Origin of the sequence: Bacillus sp. NP247, from assembly GCF_018966865.1 — a bacterium.
Taxonomy (GTDB): domain Bacteria; phylum Bacillota; class Bacilli; order Bacillales; family Bacillaceae_G; genus Bacillus_A.
The window spans coordinates 3221415-3236756 of sequence record NZ_CP076653.1 but is presented as its reverse complement, the minus strand read 5'-3'; the positions used below and the strand labels follow the sequence as shown (position 1 = coordinate 3236756).

13 protein-coding genes and 2 pseudogenes are annotated in these 15342 nt (G+C 35.0%); 1 reads left to right on the top strand and 14 read right to left on the bottom strand.

Annotation, left to right across the window (positions count from 1 at the left end; all coding sequences use genetic code 11):
- Nucleotides 1-24: 24 nt before the first annotated feature.
- The 8 genes and pseudogenes from KPL75_RS16960 to KPL75_RS16925 form a co-directional block, all read right to left on the bottom strand.
- Nucleotides 25-846 carry a carbohydrate ABC transporter permease gene (locus KPL75_RS16960; RefSeq protein ID WP_219917068.1) on the bottom strand — a complete coding sequence of 274 codons (822 nt, stop codon included), beginning with the start codon at nt 844-846 and terminating at the stop codon, nt 25-27.
- The gene (locus KPL75_RS16955) at nt 843-1775 is read right to left on the bottom strand and encodes a carbohydrate ABC transporter permease (protein WP_219917067.1); all 933 of its coding nucleotides are present in this window, start codon (nt 1773-1775) and stop codon (nt 843-845) included. The genes KPL75_RS16960 and KPL75_RS16955 overlap by 4 nt, the downstream gene beginning before the upstream one ends.
- Nucleotides 1775-2872, bottom strand: coding sequence for an ABC transporter ATP-binding protein (locus KPL75_RS16950; protein ID WP_219917066.1), 1098 nt, complete (start codon nt 2870-2872; stop codon nt 1775-1777). Before KPL75_RS16950 ends, KPL75_RS16955 begins: the two co-directional genes overlap by 1 nt.
- Complete coding sequence (locus KPL75_RS16945) at nt 2869-3435, bottom strand: glycerol-3-phosphate responsive antiterminator (protein WP_219917065.1); 567 nt, start codon at nt 3433-3435, stop codon at nt 2869-2871. The genes KPL75_RS16950 and KPL75_RS16945 overlap by 4 nt, the downstream gene beginning before the upstream one ends.
- A gap of 296 nt (nt 3436-3731) precedes the next feature.
- Nucleotides 3732-4420: pseudogene (locus KPL75_RS16940) on the bottom strand (GNAT family N-acetyltransferase).
- A 216-nt stretch (nt 4421-4636) separates the two neighbouring features.
- Entirely contained in the window at nt 4637-5509 is an 873-nt protein-coding gene (locus KPL75_RS16935; protein WP_219917064.1) for an ankyrin repeat domain-containing protein, read from the bottom strand.
- A 304-nt stretch (nt 5510-5813) separates the two neighbouring features.
- On the bottom strand, nt 5814-6320 hold the full coding sequence (locus tag KPL75_RS16930; RefSeq protein WP_219917063.1) for a nitrous oxide reductase accessory protein NosL: 507 nt from the start codon (nt 6318-6320) through the stop codon (nt 5814-5816).
- Nucleotides 6321-6456: 136 nt separating this feature from the next.
- Complete coding sequence (locus tag KPL75_RS16925) at nt 6457-6711, bottom strand: hypothetical protein (protein WP_219917062.1); 255 nt, start codon at nt 6709-6711, stop codon at nt 6457-6459.
- A 257-nt stretch (nt 6712-6968) separates the two neighbouring features.
- Here KPL75_RS16925 and KPL75_RS16920 point away from each other — a divergent pair, with 257 nt between their 5' ends.
- Nucleotides 6969-8273: a CitMHS family transporter gene (locus KPL75_RS16920; RefSeq protein ID WP_219917061.1), complete on the top strand. Its 1305-nt coding sequence runs from the start codon at nt 6969-6971 to the stop codon at nt 8271-8273.
- A 45-nt stretch (nt 8274-8318) separates the two neighbouring features.
- Here the strand turns inward: KPL75_RS16920 and KPL75_RS16915 are convergent, their stop codons facing one another.
- From KPL75_RS16915 to KPL75_RS16895, 6 genes and pseudogenes are all read right to left on the bottom strand, one after another.
- On the bottom strand, nt 8319-9011 hold the full coding sequence (locus KPL75_RS16915; protein ID WP_219917060.1) for a response regulator: 693 nt from the start codon (nt 9009-9011) through the stop codon (nt 8319-8321).
- Nucleotides 9011-10615, bottom strand: a complete 1605-nt coding sequence (locus KPL75_RS16910) for an ATP-binding protein (RefSeq protein WP_033718563.1) — start codon at nt 10613-10615, stop codon at nt 9011-9013. Before KPL75_RS16910 ends, KPL75_RS16915 begins: the two co-directional genes overlap by 1 nt.
- A 157-nt stretch (nt 10616-10772) precedes the next feature.
- Complete coding sequence (locus KPL75_RS27840) at nt 10773-11591, bottom strand: methyl-accepting chemotaxis protein (protein ID WP_375141031.1); 819 nt, start codon at nt 11589-11591, stop codon at nt 10773-10775.
- 171 nt (nt 11592-11762) lie between these two features.
- Nucleotides 11763-12749, bottom strand: a pseudogene (locus tag KPL75_RS27835) (cache domain-containing protein); the annotation flags it as partial.
- Between the two features lie 254 nt (nt 12750-13003).
- The gene (locus tag KPL75_RS16900) at nt 13004-14578 is read right to left on the bottom strand and encodes a flotillin lipid rafts scaffold protein FloT (protein WP_002204541.1); all 1575 of its coding nucleotides are present in this window, start codon (nt 14576-14578) and stop codon (nt 13004-13006) included.
- A 12-nt stretch (nt 14579-14590) separates the two neighbouring features.
- On the bottom strand, nt 14591-15139 hold the full coding sequence (locus tag KPL75_RS16895; RefSeq protein ID WP_219917058.1) for an NfeD family protein: 549 nt from the start codon (nt 15137-15139) through the stop codon (nt 14591-14593).
- Nucleotides 15140-15342 lie beyond the last annotated feature (203 nt).

Genomic DNA, 15342 nt, shown 5'->3' with positions numbered 1-15342 from the left:
AATCCCACCTTTTCCTATGTATGCTTATTTAATTGCACCTTTTGTTAATCCTTGTTGCAATTGCTTTTGTCCTAAAAATAATAAAATCAATGTTGGAATTACGATAACAGTAACACCAGCCATTACACTTCCCCAATCAGTTGCAACTTCTTGAGACTGGAGCTGCTTCACACCAATTTGAACTGTTCTTACTCTTTCATCAGTGGTCACTAAAAGTGGCCATAAATACATATTCCATGTTGTTAAAAAGCTATATACTCCAAGCGTAATAAAACTCGTTTTACAATACGGAATTACAACACTGAATAAAAATCTTACATTTCCAATCCCTTCAATAAAAGCAGCTTCTTTCAATTCATTTGGAAGTGTCATAAAATGCTGACGTAGTAAAAAAATACCGAAAGCTGTTGCAAAAAATGGCACTGTCATCCCAGCAAAGCTATTGATCCATCCGAAGTTTTGAATCGTCAAAAAGTTTGGTACCATCGTCGCTTCCCACGGAATGAGCATCGTTGAAATAAACAAGAAGAAAATAAAGTTCCTTCCTTTAAACTGAAGAAAGACAAAAGCATAAGCTGCTAAACTTGATACGATAAGTTGTCCAAACATAACAACTGTCGATACAACCAAACTGTTGTATAAATATGTAAAAAGCGGTACTTTTTGAAAAATATTAATGAAATTATCAAAAGTAAATTGAGTCGGAAATAACCTTCTCATTTGAATATCATCTGGTGTCATAAAGCTTATTAAAAACGCATAGAGTACAGGAAAAAACACCATTACTGCACTAATAATGAGCAGCATGTATAATAGGAAATTTTGTTTCCACTTTTTCACGATCATTTATAATGCACCTTTCTCTCTGCAAACTTGAATTGAAGTAATGTAGCAATGAAAATGAAAACAAATAATACCATCGCTTGTGCACTTGCCGTTCCAAATTGATGATTCACAAATGCCTCTTTATAAATCGAGTACACAATTAAATTCGTTGCATCATTCGGTCCACCATGTGTTAAAATATCGATTTGCCCAAAGCTTTGAAATGCACTAATCAAAGTTACTGTCACGATAAAAAATAAAGTTGGTGATAGCATCGGTAATGTAACTCGGCTAAGCTTATATAAATAACTAGCACCATCTATAGATGCACTCTCATATAAAGACGTATCAATATTTTGTAAACCACCTAATATAACTAAAAATGCAAATCCTGTATTCACCCAAACAGTTGTAACAGATACAGAAAATAATGCCCAGTCTGGACTCGTTAACCATGCAATTGCAGGGAGATTCATAGAGGCTAATATATTATTAAATAGCCCTACGCTTGGATGGAATAAAAATAACCAAATCACTGCACTAGCAGCTACCGATATCCCCATCGTTGAAGAAAAGAGCACCCGGAACAATCCAATACCTTTTACTGTCTCATTTGCAATTAATGCAAGAAATAAAGCAAATACAATACTAGTAGGCACTGTATATAAAACAAATAATAAAGTTGACTTTACACTTTTGTAGAAAGCAGGATCAGAAAATAAATATTGATAATTTTCTAGGCCCACAAAAAGATTTGCTTCTCCGTGTATATCTGTTAAATAAAAACTATAGTAAATCGTCCTAAACAATGGATAGAACAGAAAAATTGAAAATAGCAAGATGGATGGTGCTAGAAATAATAATCCCGTTCTTAACTCTTTCGTTTTGCCCCATAAATTCTTCTTTTTTAATACTTTTGTTTGAACTGGTAACTTGCCTACCTCAATCATTATTTCGCCCCCACTTTCAGCTCTTCTTCAGCTACCACTTTTAATCTTTCATTCGTATTTTGGTGAAAGAAGCATAGCTTTTCTTGCGAGAATAATAATTTTACTTTGTCACCTTTGTTCAGGAGTAACTGTCCGATGACTTTCGCACTCCAAGTTGTTCCATTTACCGCAAAGTTTAATATAGATTCATTCCCTAATACTTCTACAGATTGCAGCGTCACTTCTTGTCCTTCCTCGGACAGTGCAATATGCTCAGGACGCATGCCTATTCGAATAGTTCCTTCTGGTAATTGCTTTAATTGTCCAGTAGATAATGGAATTTGCAGTTGACCTATATGTAATACGCCTTTTTCTTTATCCACTTCTCCATCATTTATATTCATAGAGGGAGAACCTATAAAACTTGCAACAAATTCGTTTGCTGGTTCGTTGTATATATCAAGAGGTGTTCCAACTTGTTGTATACTTCCTTTATTTAAGACCATGATACGATCTCCCATAGTCATCGCTTCTATTTGATCGTGAGTAACGTAAATCATCGTAATTCCTAGTCGTTGCTGGATTTCTCTAATTTCAATCCTCATTTGGGCACGTAATTTCGCATCTAAATTCGAAAGTGGTTCATCCATTAAACAAATCGGTGCTTGACTCACGATCGCCCTGGCAAGCGCAACACGCTGTCTTTGTCCGCCTGATAATTGGCCCGGTTTCATTTTCACATACTCTTTCAGTCCTACCATTTCAATAGCTTCCATTAATCGCTTTTGTCGCTCTTCTTTTTGTACCTTCCTTACCTTAAGTCCAAATAAAATATTTTCTTCTACAGTTAAGTGTGGATATAGTGCATAATTTTGAAATACCATTGATAGATTACGGTCTTTCGGCTCTAAATCATTTGCAACACGTTCATTAATCATTAAATCTCCCGAAGAGATTTCTTCTAAGCCAGCGATCATTCGTAGTAATGTACTTTTTCCACATCCCGAAGGCCCAACTAAAACAAAAAATTCTCCCTTCTTAATATGAACTGATACGTCTTTAACCGCTGTCTCTTCCGCATTTTTATATACCTTTGAAACATCTTTCAATTCGATCACAAGGTTGCACTCCTTTTTTCTTCTTGTATCCACACTTCATAATGACTCGCCGAAATTGCACTTGCTCCTGCACGAATTGCAATTTCCGCGTCTTCTCTCGTTTGAATTAGTCCGCCTGCAATAATAGGAAATTCTATTTTCTCTGCTAGCTGCTTAATAATTGAAGGCATAATACCAGGCATAATCTCTACTGCATTCGGTTTAGTCGTTTTACAATTTTCAATTGATTTTGTAAGAGATAAAGTATCGACAATAAAAATACGTTGAATCGTTTTTAATCCAATTTTATTGGCATTTCGAATTGTCGAACCTTTTGTTGAAATAATGCCTTGTGCTCCGATAACATCTTGAATATACAAAAGAGCTTCCTCTGTATTCGTATTTAAACCTTGTATAAAATCACAATGAAGAAATACATCATGTCCATGTTTCTGTAATTCATATACACGCTCTGGTAACTCCAGCATTGAACCAGTCATAAGAAAAACTGTTTTCGGTAATTTTTTATATGTTTTGTACCCTTTCCAATCCTTTATCATCGCAATATAAGGTTCTTTAAACATTTCTTCCACCTAGCTTTTCTATTTTTATCCAAACTAAAAACACCTACTTACATAGAACACCTTTCTCCTTATTTGAACTCTAGGGAATAGAGCACACTTAAGAAAGCGGCACGTTATATGTAAGCGGGTGTTCTCAAATGTTCTCTACCCTAGTTATTTTGTTACCTTTACTATATTACGCATTTATTAAGTCAGTTTTGATAAATTGTTAATTAGATGTTAATATTCACCATATCAATTTTACAATAATCTAGATATACGAATAAACTCCAACAGCAAACAACTGTGTTTAAAATTTAAGTGATATGCAAATTCATTCCATAATTAATCAATTCTAGTTTTCTTGCCACTGCTTGCGAAGCAAAGTTATCCCAAGAAGTACTATAAAGCGGAATACGCTTTTCCTCTTGTATTGATATTGCCCAAGCTGTAACGACATCAGCACCATATCCATTCCCTTGAAACTCCACTAAAGTTTCCACACTTGCCTCAGCAGCTACGGGCGTACTTCTGGCACTGCAACATATAGAAACTACCTTTTCATTTTTTACAATTGCAAAATAAGGTCGCCTCCATTCCATCTGTTCTATTAGATTAGAAAAATTTTCTCGCAAAAGCTCTTTATTCTTCTCTGTTATTTGTATCGTTCTAGTTGGCTTATGTAAATTATTAGGGAACATGAAAGCAGGACCCACCCAAATATTCTCCAATTCTCCACCGTTCTCTCTTCATTTAATACTTTAATGATCTTTGCTATCTCAATGTGATTTGAGCATTCTCGAATTAATTTCTCAATCTTACTTATCATTTCACCATGCAGTTTATAATGATACCTCGTTATATTCCCTTCACGAGTTTTGCTAAGAAAAAAACGTGGTGCTTTCGGATTTCCCTGTTCATTTACACTCTTTATTCTTCCTACTTGATTATGAACAAATAAAACCTCTGCCTGAATTGCTATTAACTCAAGTTCTGAAAATCGCATTTATATCCTCCTTAGCAGTTATGTATATAAATTCCATATAGCAAAGCTTTATAAAATACGTACATAAGAACTACTTATCTATTCCTCTTTTTAAATAATTTTTTCAAAACAAAAATCCCATTTAAATACACATTACTGAATCAATCATACTAAAATGACTTCTTCATTCTGTCTATCTAAATGGGATTATTTCGCACTCTTTATTGCTTCTTCTTGTTACTCCACCGGTTGTGGTTGCGGCTGCACTACTTCATTCGCTCCAGCTATCCTCAACATATTCGTAATATCTTTAAAACCTCTTTTTTCAGCATATTGCAGCGGCGTAATATTTTCCTTATTGGCCATATTTACATCTGCCCCGTGGTCAATAAGCATTTGAATTACTTTCTTATGGCTTTCACTACCATTTCCCAATACAATTGCTTCTAATAAAGCTGTTCCACCACGTTCATTCTTATAATTCACATCAATATCTGTATGCTCTAATAATTCTTTAACAACCTCTACATGACCACGCTCAGATGCAGAAATGAGTGCTGTGCCACCTGACTTAGTCGTTTCTTTCGTATTAACTCCTGCATTAATTAATACTTTTACAATATCCGTATACCCTTCTCTACTTGCATAAAGGAATGGATTGCTTTGTTTCTCATCTTTGACTTCAATATTAGCACCTGCACCAATTAATGCTTTAACTGTCTCTACATGATTTTGGTACGTTGCTGCAAGGATAGGCGTTTCTCGGTTGTCACCTTCTACGTTTATATTCGCTCCATCCTGAATTAGCTTCATAGCTGTCTCTGTGTCTCCAAGAGTCGCTGAAAGTAATAACTGTTTGTCCATTAAATTTATACTTTTTTCTTCTTTAACTTCTTCTTGTTCTTTATGCTTTTCTTTTTTCTTTTCGTTTTTCACATGAACCGGTTTCGATTCTGGTTCTTCTTGCTTATCGCAAGCCACTACCGTCATTAAAAGTCCTAATAACATACATAATAAAATTTTTTGTTTTCTCACAACTACAGCTCCTATGAAAGATAATGTTTTCTTAACCATTCCTCCATCACATACAATAACTCTTCCTGAGTACATTTATCCATAAGCCCTTTATATTCCTTCTTTAATCGGATTATCTTAAGCTTATTCTATGTTTCTCAACCTATTGGAATGATACGCCTGATGGCCTCATCATTAACATTATGAAGCAATTAGTTTAGCACGTTTTTACCGCATTTGTATACATTTCTAAAAAGTACATAAATGATTGCTTTAGGTTACTATATTCCATTGTAACCGTTCTTCTGAAAATTTTACACCTTTTCTATATTTGCACCTGAGTAATAATAGAAAAGGACAACCATACATGGCTGTCCTACATTATAAATACTTCTTCACTTTAATGAGAATGCCCACCGGTATTCCCTTTTGTTGGTTTCCCCATCATCTCTTTATTCATTTCCCATTTATGCTCAGATAGCTCTTTATACGAAAGAACTTTCCCCTTATAGTTAGATACAAAGCTCTCTGCATCTTTTTTATTTTTAAATGAAATGACATTATAAGCCATTGGTGTCGTTATTGTTTTATCATATACGTAAGTGGCATCTTCTAACGAAATCCAATCTTTCGAATCATAATCTCGAACAAATTTTTCTTTCGTCTTTTCACCTGAATTAATCTCCATCCATTTATACATACAACCAATATCATCAAACTTTAACGCTTTTCCATTTTCTAAAATGATTTCTGTTGCAAATTGATTATCCGTTACCCCAATTTGGCAAATATCACACTTATCATGTTTCTCATCAATTGCCACAGCTGTTGTTTCCTTTTTCCCACATCCCACTATCGTAAATAAGAAACATAAACATATAGCAAGTACGACATATTTTATCCTCATCAATATTCCTCCCTAAAAACCGTATACTCCACTAGAAGAATATCAAAAAGTTGTGTGAGATCTGTGAAAAAACATTGTTCTTTTTGTAATATATGGAACAAAAAAGAGATGTGCAGTTATTTCTACACATCTCTCATCATTCACAACCAGTAATTAACAAATCATCTTCTATCTTAACTAATAATGTATCCATATCAATTTCCTGTCCAACTTCTACATTTACTAATCTTATATTTCCACTGATCCCAACCCCGATTTTTTCAAGCTCACCATCGTGCTTTCGAATCATCATTAATTTTTCCCATTCATATACGTAAGAGGATTCATTAATAAAAATCTCTTCTACTCTTCCTTTACACGAACTATAAATCTCTTCTATTCTTGTTTCCATTCAAAATCTACTCCCTACTTCACGCTTCGCTATTTTCACCTTATTCTACCATTCTTGTGCGAAGTAAATTATCTTTTTAAAAATTCAAAATTACCTTCGTGAACAAAATGACCAAAATAAAAATTATGCTTCTAATGATGTTATTTTTCAAATTATTTACCATTTGAATGGATGCTTTTATGATAAACAAAAAACCTTTTTTCTGAATTTTTATTTTATTTTGAAAGCGTAATCATTTTTTTTGAGGGGGAGATCAAATGTTAGCTCTACTTGGATTTGCAATGGTATTTGTCTTTATGTTTTTAATTATGACTAAACGTATGTCAGCATTAGTAGCATTAATATTAATTCCAATTACTTTCGCATTAATTGGCGGCTTTTATGCAGACATGGGTCCTATGATGCTAGAGGGGATTAAAAAGCTAGCACCTACCGGTATTATGCTTATGTTCGCCATTTTATATTTCGGAATTATGATTGATAGCGGTTTATTCGACCCTGTCATTAGTAAAATCTTAAAATTTGTAAAAGGTGATCCGTTAAAAATTGTTGTTGGTACAGCTATCCTTACTATTATCGTTTCATTAGATGGTGACGGAACAACAACGTATATGATTACTGTTTCCGCAATGTACCCACTATATAAACGTCTTGGAATGAATCCACTTATATTAGCGGGAGTTGTTATGTTAGGAGCAGGTGTGACAAATCTTACACCTTGGGGTGGACCAACAGCCCGGGTTATGAGTGCACTTGGACTAGATGCATCAGAGCTCTTTACACCACTTATACCAGGAATGATTGCTGGTGCAATTTGGGTAGTTTTCGTTGCCTACTATCTTGGAAAAAAAGAAAGAAAACGTTTAGGAATTATGGATGTACAGTATTTAAAACAAATGCAAACAATGGATGAACAAGCTGCAACAGTCGAAGCTGAAGTACATAAACGCCCTAAACTGCTATGGATTAACTTTTTATTAACTGTTTCCTTGCTCGTCTGTCTCATACTAGAAGTTATGCCGTTACCTGTTTTATTTACAGTTGCTTTTGCTATTGCTGTTATGATTAACTATCCAAACTTAGAACAGCAAAAAGAACGTATTGCTTCTCATGCAGGAAACGTATTAGCGGTTGTTTCTCTCGTATTTGCTGCTGGAATTTTCACAGGTATTCTATCTGGAACCAAAATGGTAGATGCAATGGCTCAAAGTGTAGTTACTCTCATACCAGATGCACTTGGACCCCAGCTTCCAATTATTACAGCTCTTCTAAGTATGCCGTTTACATTTTTCATGTCCAACGATGCTTTTTACTTCGGGGTATTACCTATTTTAACAAAAGCAGCTGCGGCTTACGGAGTTAGTGCAGCTGAAATGGGACGTGCTTCCTTGCTCGGTCAACCCGTTCATTTATTAAGCCCACTCGTTGCTTCCACTTATTTATTAGTCGGAATGGCAAAAGTTGATTTTGGTGAACACCAACGCTTTACTTTATTGTGGGCTGTTGGAACGACAATGGTGATGTTGATTACTGGAATTGTAATTGGGATTATTCCAATATAAGACGCGAAAAACAGTAGAGAAACTGCAATCCTCTACTGTTTTTTGTTATGAAGAAACGAGAAAATACCTTCTCTCCGGTCTCCCTACACTTCCATATATAAGCTCTGCATGTACTTTCTTTCCAGATATTAAATACTCTAAATAGCGCCTCGCTGTTGATCGACTTACCCCAACCATTGAACTTAACACTTCTGCAGTAATTCCTTCTTCATTAACTGTTAACATGTGCTTTTTTATTTTTGCTAAAGTTAAAGGATCTATCCCTTTTGGGGCATATTCTATTTGATTTCCCTTCACGCCCCTTTGAGACCATAAATGTTCAATTTGTTCTGTAGATAATTGATTATTTTTCTTTAACTGCACAATCTTTTTTTGGTAACTTTCCAAACTCGCTTTAAATCGGTCAAACATAAGTGGCTTTACGATATAATCTGTTACTCCGCCTCGTAAAGCATGTCGTACTACATCTGTTTCCGACGCAGCTGTAATCATAATAATGTCAGTATCATGTAAATGATGCCTAATATATGTGACAAGTTCCGTTCCTTGCATATCAGGTAAGTACACATCTAATAAAACGAGCTGTGGCTTCACAAACTCTAGCCATTCTTTCGCTTGTTCTCCGGTCGTTGCTGTTCCAATCACTTTAAACCCCTCAATTTTTTCAGTAAAACGGCGATGAATGTCCGCAATCCGAATATCATCTTCTACAATCAACACTTCAATCTCCTCAGCCATTACAATTCGCCTCTCTCTTTCGGTAATGCAATAATAAATAATGCACCACCTAAATCCCCTTTTTCGATTGCAATACTTCCATTTAAATCTTCTACTAACTCTTTTACCTTGGCTAATCCATATCCTCGCTTTTCTCCTTCTTTCGTCGAAAAGCCTTTATAAAATATACTTGTAATTATTTCATCTTGAATCCCTTGTCCTGAATCTTCCACTTCAATTAATATTTCCTCTCCGATATCAGTTACAAACATTCTAACTCTCTTGTCATACTCTTGGTTTCTTTCAATTGCTTCAAATGCATTCGTAATTAAATTTCCTAAAATCGAAACGACATAATTACTCTCAATATGTGGACTTAACTTTTCTAAACTACTTTCTCGATCTAGTACAAAATCAATCTTCAACTCTCGTGCCCTATTATAGAATCCAATTAAAATTCCACCTAGCCACGGATTTTGAATTCGCTTCATAATAAATTGAACAAAATCTTGATATACCGCCGTTTCCTTATGAATAAGTTCTAAGGCATCTTCATATGACTCTAATTGAATAAGACCTGAAAGCGTATACAACAAATTGTTATATTCATGTGTTTGTGCCCGTAATGCCTCTGTATATTGCTTCGTCTGAGACAATTCTGCCGTTAACTGATCCATTTCAGATTTCAAACGTAAGCTCGATACAACGCCAGTAACTTTATTATTTACTTTAATAGGTAGACGGTTAGCAATAACAGCCTGCCCTCTTATATTTAATTGCCGATCAAACTGTTCCTCACCGTTTTGAAGTACCTCGAGTATCGATGAATTAGGGATAACATTTAAAATAAATTCTCCAATGATACTTCGCCGTTTATTTAAAGAAAGAATATCGTATGCCGCTTGATTGACTAAACTAACCATTCCATTTTTATCAATTACGATAATCCCTTCACGTACAGATTGAATCACAGTACTATGTTCTTCGTATAAGGAGGAAATTTCTTCTGGTTCCATTCCAAACATCATTCTTTTTATACTTCCCGCTAAATATATAGAGCCGATTATCCCAATTAACAGACCTATTACTGTGATCCAAAACACACGCTTCCCATACACTTCTACCGCTCCATGAATATCATCCATTGAAAACCCAACAGATACTACGCCAATAATTTCATTATCCTGATTACGGATTGGAACTTTTCCGCGTAACGACGGTCCTAATGATCCCGTTGCTTTCGAAACGTAAGATTTCCCTTCTAATAGAACTCCTTTGTTATCTCCACCAACCATTGCTTCTCCTATTTTATCTTTCTTAGGATGTGCATAACGAATCCCTTCTTTATTTCCAACCACAATAAAATCAGCATCTGTATCAATTCGAATTTTTTCTGCAATCGGCTGAATAATAGAAGCTGGATTTTCTTTTTGAAAAGCTTCCCCGATTTCTGGTATAGCTGCAACTGTTTTCGCAACATGCAAAGCCCTTTTACCAATTTGCTCTTCTACTGTTCCAGATAATATATAGTAAAATAAATAACTTGTTAGCATAAGCACAACAAGAATAAGTGTACTAATAGTTAATGTAATTCTCGGTTGTAGTTTTAATTTTTTAAATTTCAAAACCATTCCCCTAACATGAATAAAGATAGAATTTAAAGAAAATACAGTTTTTTATCATTACACTTAATCATAACACGGTTACTACACATTTCTTTATTTTTATCTCCATAAAAAAGAAACGAAGTAGAACCACTACCTCGTTTCTTACTATTTGTTATTATACTTTAAACTTACCGATCATCTCTTGTAATTCTTCAGCCATTTGCGATAAGTGAACTGCTGCTGAATTTATTTCTTCTACTGAAGCTACTTGTTCTTCAGAGGAGCCAGCAATATTTTGAACACTTGCTGCATTTTCTTCAATCGTTGCTGCAATTTCATTAATAGATGCACTTACTTGTTTTGCATCTATCGTCATTCGTTTCGCTACTTCTACCATACTATCAATTTGTACAACTGTATCATTTGTAGATTTCAATATTTCTACAAAGCTTTGCTTCGTTTCATTTGCAACTACAAGCCCTGATTGTACCTCTGTCCCAACTTGATTCATAGAGCTTACAGTTTCTTTTATATCAAATTGTATCTCTTTCACTAGCTTACCAATCTCCGTAGAAGACTGTCCCGATTGTTCTGCTAATTTCCGTACTTCATCTGCTACAATTGCAAAACCTCTTCCTTGCTCTCCAGCTCTTGCAGCCTCAATTGCAGCATTTAATGCTAATAGGTTTGTCTGCTCTGCAATATGTTGAATCACTTCTAGAATAGCTCCAATTTGCTTCGACTTATCATCTAATAAAGAAATGACTTTGTCTGACTGTGAAACAGACTCATGAATTAATTGCATTTGATTCACAGTTTGTTCCACTAACTTTCCGCCATCCTCAGCTTTTTGCTTCGTATACATAGAGGCTGTGGATACTAATGAAGAGCTATCTGCAACACGCTGAATTCCTTCTGTCACTTCTTCTAACAGAGTCGCTCCTTCTTCAACTTCCCGCGTTTGTATTTCTGCCCCACTCGATACTTGTTCCATCGCTTGTGTAATTTGTTCTGTTGCTTCACTTGCTTGCTTCATGCTAGCTGTTAATTCTTCCGAAGAAGCTGCTACATGGCCAGCTGAAGTATTAATATTTGAAATTACACCATGTAATGATGCCGCCATCTCATTAAAACTTTCTCCTAACTGTCCAATTTCATCCCGCGAACGGACAGCAATTGATTCCGTTAAGTCACCTTCGCTAATTTTCCTTGCTGATATAACAAGTTGTTTTAACGGTTTAATAATAGAAGCGAGTATGAAGTAAATTACAATTCCACCAATTATTAATGAGATACCAATAACAGTTAATGTTTTATAGAAAATAGGTTCAGCCGCTTGAATAATTTCTTTTGAAGGCATAATCCCTGCTATTTTCCATCCGGTTTGCTTATTTGTTTTAAAAGTGATATTGCGATCCTCGCCATCTAATGAAAATTGAAAATCACCTGTTTCTTGTTTATACAGTTCCTTTTCAAGTTTCTCTTCTACCTTTTCCCCCGGCTTCAGCGTTGGATGTGCTACCACATTTTTATCCTGATCAAAAATTGCAACATACCCTTCTTTACCGATATTAACCATTTTCGAAGTATTTACAATATCATTAATAATTAAATCAATACCGAGAACGCCACTTTTATCCTCATTTTGTTTTGCTATTGTAACAACAATATTTCCTGTCGTTTTTGATTTATATGGAGCCGTAATAATTACTTCTCCACTTTTTTTCACTGCCTCTTTATACCAATCTCTTTCTGCCGGATTATACCCTTCTGGCATTTGAATTGCCGGTGATTGAATAAATTGCCCATTACTAGATCCAGTATATATTGCTTCCATTTCTGGATGTAATTTATTATATTCTTCTAATTTATTTTGCACGTTTTGAAGCTGTTCTGCTTGATAACTCGCTCCAGTGAATAATTTTGTAAAATATGCTGCGTCTACTTTCTTACTATCTAATTCTTTATTGATTACATTATCTAAGATCTTCACGTTATCTTTTGCTGATTGCAAAATTGTTTCATTAAAATTTGTCTTCGCCTGCTGATAAGACGTCCAACCAATTACAATACTTGGAAGAATCAAAATAATAATAAATGATACAAGTAACTTTGTTTTTAAGCTTCTACTCCTTAATTTTCCTTGAAACATATTCCTACCCCTCCATACCGTTTTACATGCAATAAATTATAATTAATCTATTTATAAAAATTATAAGATATAAATAGATTGATGAGACTCTCTATTTCTCTTTACTCATCTTTCTAAATTTAAAAGATTATTGCATACATAATTCATTCTATAAAAATTAAATAATTAAAACAATGTATAAAAATGTATATTTTCCGAAATATTATTATTCACAGAAGAACCTCTAGCACATGCTAGAGGTCCTGCCCACCTTACTATTCTTTATCTTTTTCTACTTCTTTTTTCTTATCTTCTACTACAGATACGACAGGTTTATCATTCGATAACTGCTGCACGGCACCTTTTCCAGCGAATCCTTCTAGTAATTCTTTTAAATCAATACCAGAAGAAGCTTTTAATGTCTCCTGCATCGTTGCCATTAAATCAGTCGCATAACCCGCAACTTTTCCAGCACCGCTATTCTTACCACCGCCGCCTGTATCGACAACTGTAATCTTATCAATGTTACTAAGTGGACTTGCAATTTCTTTCGCATAACTTGGAAGCATTTTAAGAACCATATCCATAATTGCCGCTTGCCCATATAATTCAAATGCTTCTGCAATTTTTTGTTTCGCTTCCGCTTCTGCTAAACCTTTTAATCTGATAACATCTGCTTCTGCTGTACCTTGCGCTTTCTGTACTTCTGCTTTCGCTTGACCTTGTGCTTTTTCAATTTCTGCCTTCGCTAAACCTTCTACACGCACTTCTTCTGCACGTGCTCTTGCTTCTGCTTCAATTTTATATTGATCTGCATCTGCTTTTTTCATTTGTTTTACTTTTTCCGCTTCTGCTGATTGTTCAACAGCATAGCGATCTGCATCTGCCTTTTTCTTTACTTCTGCATCATATTGCTTTTCACGACGCGCAATCTCTTTTTCTTCTAATTCAATTTGCTTTTCACGCTCAATGATTTTAACTCGCATTTGCTCTTCTGTAACACCTTGTTGCGCTTTCGCCTGTTGTAATTCGTAAGAAAGATCCGCATCTGCACGAGCTTGTTCTTGATCCCTCTTATAAGATTGTACTTTTAATTCCTTATGTTTTTCAGCTTCAGCGATTTGTGCATCACGTTGATATTCTGCTTCTTTTGCTTCTTTCTCAGCACGAGCTTTTTCAATTCGTGCCTCTTTTTCACGCTCTGCATTCGCAACTGTTGCATCACGCTTAACCATTGCAATTTGTGGCTGACCAAGCGCATCTAAGTATCCGTTTTTATCCATTATTTCTTTAATTGTAAAGGAAACGATGCGAAGTCCCATCTTCTTTAAATCTGTAGAAGCTACTTCATGTACCTTTTGAGCAAATTGCTCTCTATTACTATACGCATCTTCTACTGTCATAGAAGATAAGATAGCACGGAGATGCCCTTCTAAAACTTCTTTTGCTTCTACTTTTAACTCTTCCGTTTCTTTTCCTAAATATTGTTCAGCTGCTGTAGAAACTTCTTCAATTGTCGATCCTACTTTAATAATAGAAACACCGTTTACTGTAATCGGTACACCTTGTTTCGTATACGTATCACGTGTTCCAACTTCTAATTTGTAGTTTAATAAGCTAAGAAGTTCTGCTCGTTGCATAATTGGCACAACGAAAGTACCACCACCGCGGATAATCTTTATCTTCTTTCCATCATCAGTGGTAACAACATTCTTTCCACCACCAAGCCAGTTCCCTGTCACAATTAATGCTTCATCTGGGCCAACTGTTCGATACTTCGTAATGAATACTAAAATAAGTAGAATTAAAATTGCGAGTAAAACTCCACCGATAATTAATGGAATCGTCATGTAAATTCCCCCTTATAATTTTGGTTTTTTTAAAGAATAAGCGATGTTCTGTACAAGTAAAACACCATCTTGAACTCCCTCAATAATGACCTCGGTTCCTTGTGAAATATCTTTCTTTCCAATTGCTTTCGCTGGTATTGCATTACTTCCAAATGGAGAGGAGATTAACACTTCTCCAAATCCTTCAGTAGGAATTGTCGTAATGACTTCTCCCTTGCGACCAATGAATTCATCCATACGTTGCACCGTATTTTGCTCTGCTTCTGCAATCGGTTTTAAAATTAATATTTTCATTATGAAAACACCGATAAAAGATATAGCAAATGCAGCCCCGAAAATAATAATGCTATTAAAGGAAAATAAATATTCTCCTATATAACTAAGTCCGCATAACATAGCGAAGAAACTAAGTAGTAAAGTAACAACGGATACAGATCCGCCCCCAAAACTAAATATCGATTCAAATATATCTCCAAAGAAAATATAAATAACAGTGAGTATAGTAGCAATAATAAATCCATATAAATAAATTGTTTCAAGCGGATAACCAAACAAGACCATTTCTTATCCCCCTTTCTTAAACAATCCCTTTTTTGTTATGTGTATGCCCCACCTCTTTCAAAGATTATCGTTCTTAATTTTCAGTTATTTACCTTTTAAAGAAAAGCCTGTAAGACAGGCCTCTAAAAAAGAACAGGAGAAACCTATTGTGACAGGCTCCTCCTAGAAAATAACCGATATATTATATATCTATATAATATACT

Coding starts and splice junctions, on each gene's coding strand:
- KPL75_RS16960 (WP_219917068.1), bottom strand. CDS start 846: ATGATCGTGAAAAAGTGGAAACAAAATTTCCTATTATACATGCTGCTC.
- KPL75_RS16955 (WP_219917067.1), bottom strand. CDS start 1,775: ATGATTGAGGTAGGCAAGTTACCAGTTCAAACAAAAGTATTAAAAAAG.
- KPL75_RS16945 (WP_219917065.1), bottom strand. CDS start 3,435: ATGTTTAAAGAACCTTATATTGCGATGATAAAGGATTGGAAAGGGTAC.
- KPL75_RS16935 (WP_219917064.1), bottom strand. CDS start 5,509: ATGTACTCAGGAAGAGTTATTGTATGTGATGGAGGAATGGTTAAGAAA.
- KPL75_RS16930 (WP_219917063.1), bottom strand. CDS start 6,320: ATGAGGATAAAATATGTCGTACTTGCTATATGTTTATGTTTCTTATTT.
- KPL75_RS16925 (WP_219917062.1), bottom strand. CDS start 6,711: ATGGAAACAAGAATAGAAGAGATTTATAGTTCGTGTAAAGGAAGAGTA.
- KPL75_RS16920 (WP_219917061.1), top strand. CDS start 6,969: ATGTTAGCTCTACTTGGATTTGCAATGGTATTTGTCTTTATGTTTTTA.
- KPL75_RS16915 (WP_219917060.1), bottom strand. CDS start 9,011: ATGGCTGAGGAGATTGAAGTGTTGATTGTAGAAGATGATATTCGGATT.
- KPL75_RS27840 (WP_375141031.1), bottom strand. CDS start 11,591: ATGGAACAAGTATCGAGTGGGGCAGAAATACAAACGCGGGAAGTTGAA.
- KPL75_RS16900 (WP_002204541.1), bottom strand. CDS start 14,578: ATGACGATTCCATTAATTATCGGTGGAGTTTTACTCGCAATTTTAATT.
- KPL75_RS16895 (WP_219917058.1), bottom strand. CDS start 15,139: ATGGTCTTGTTTGGTTATCCGCTTGAAACAATTTATTTATATGGATTT.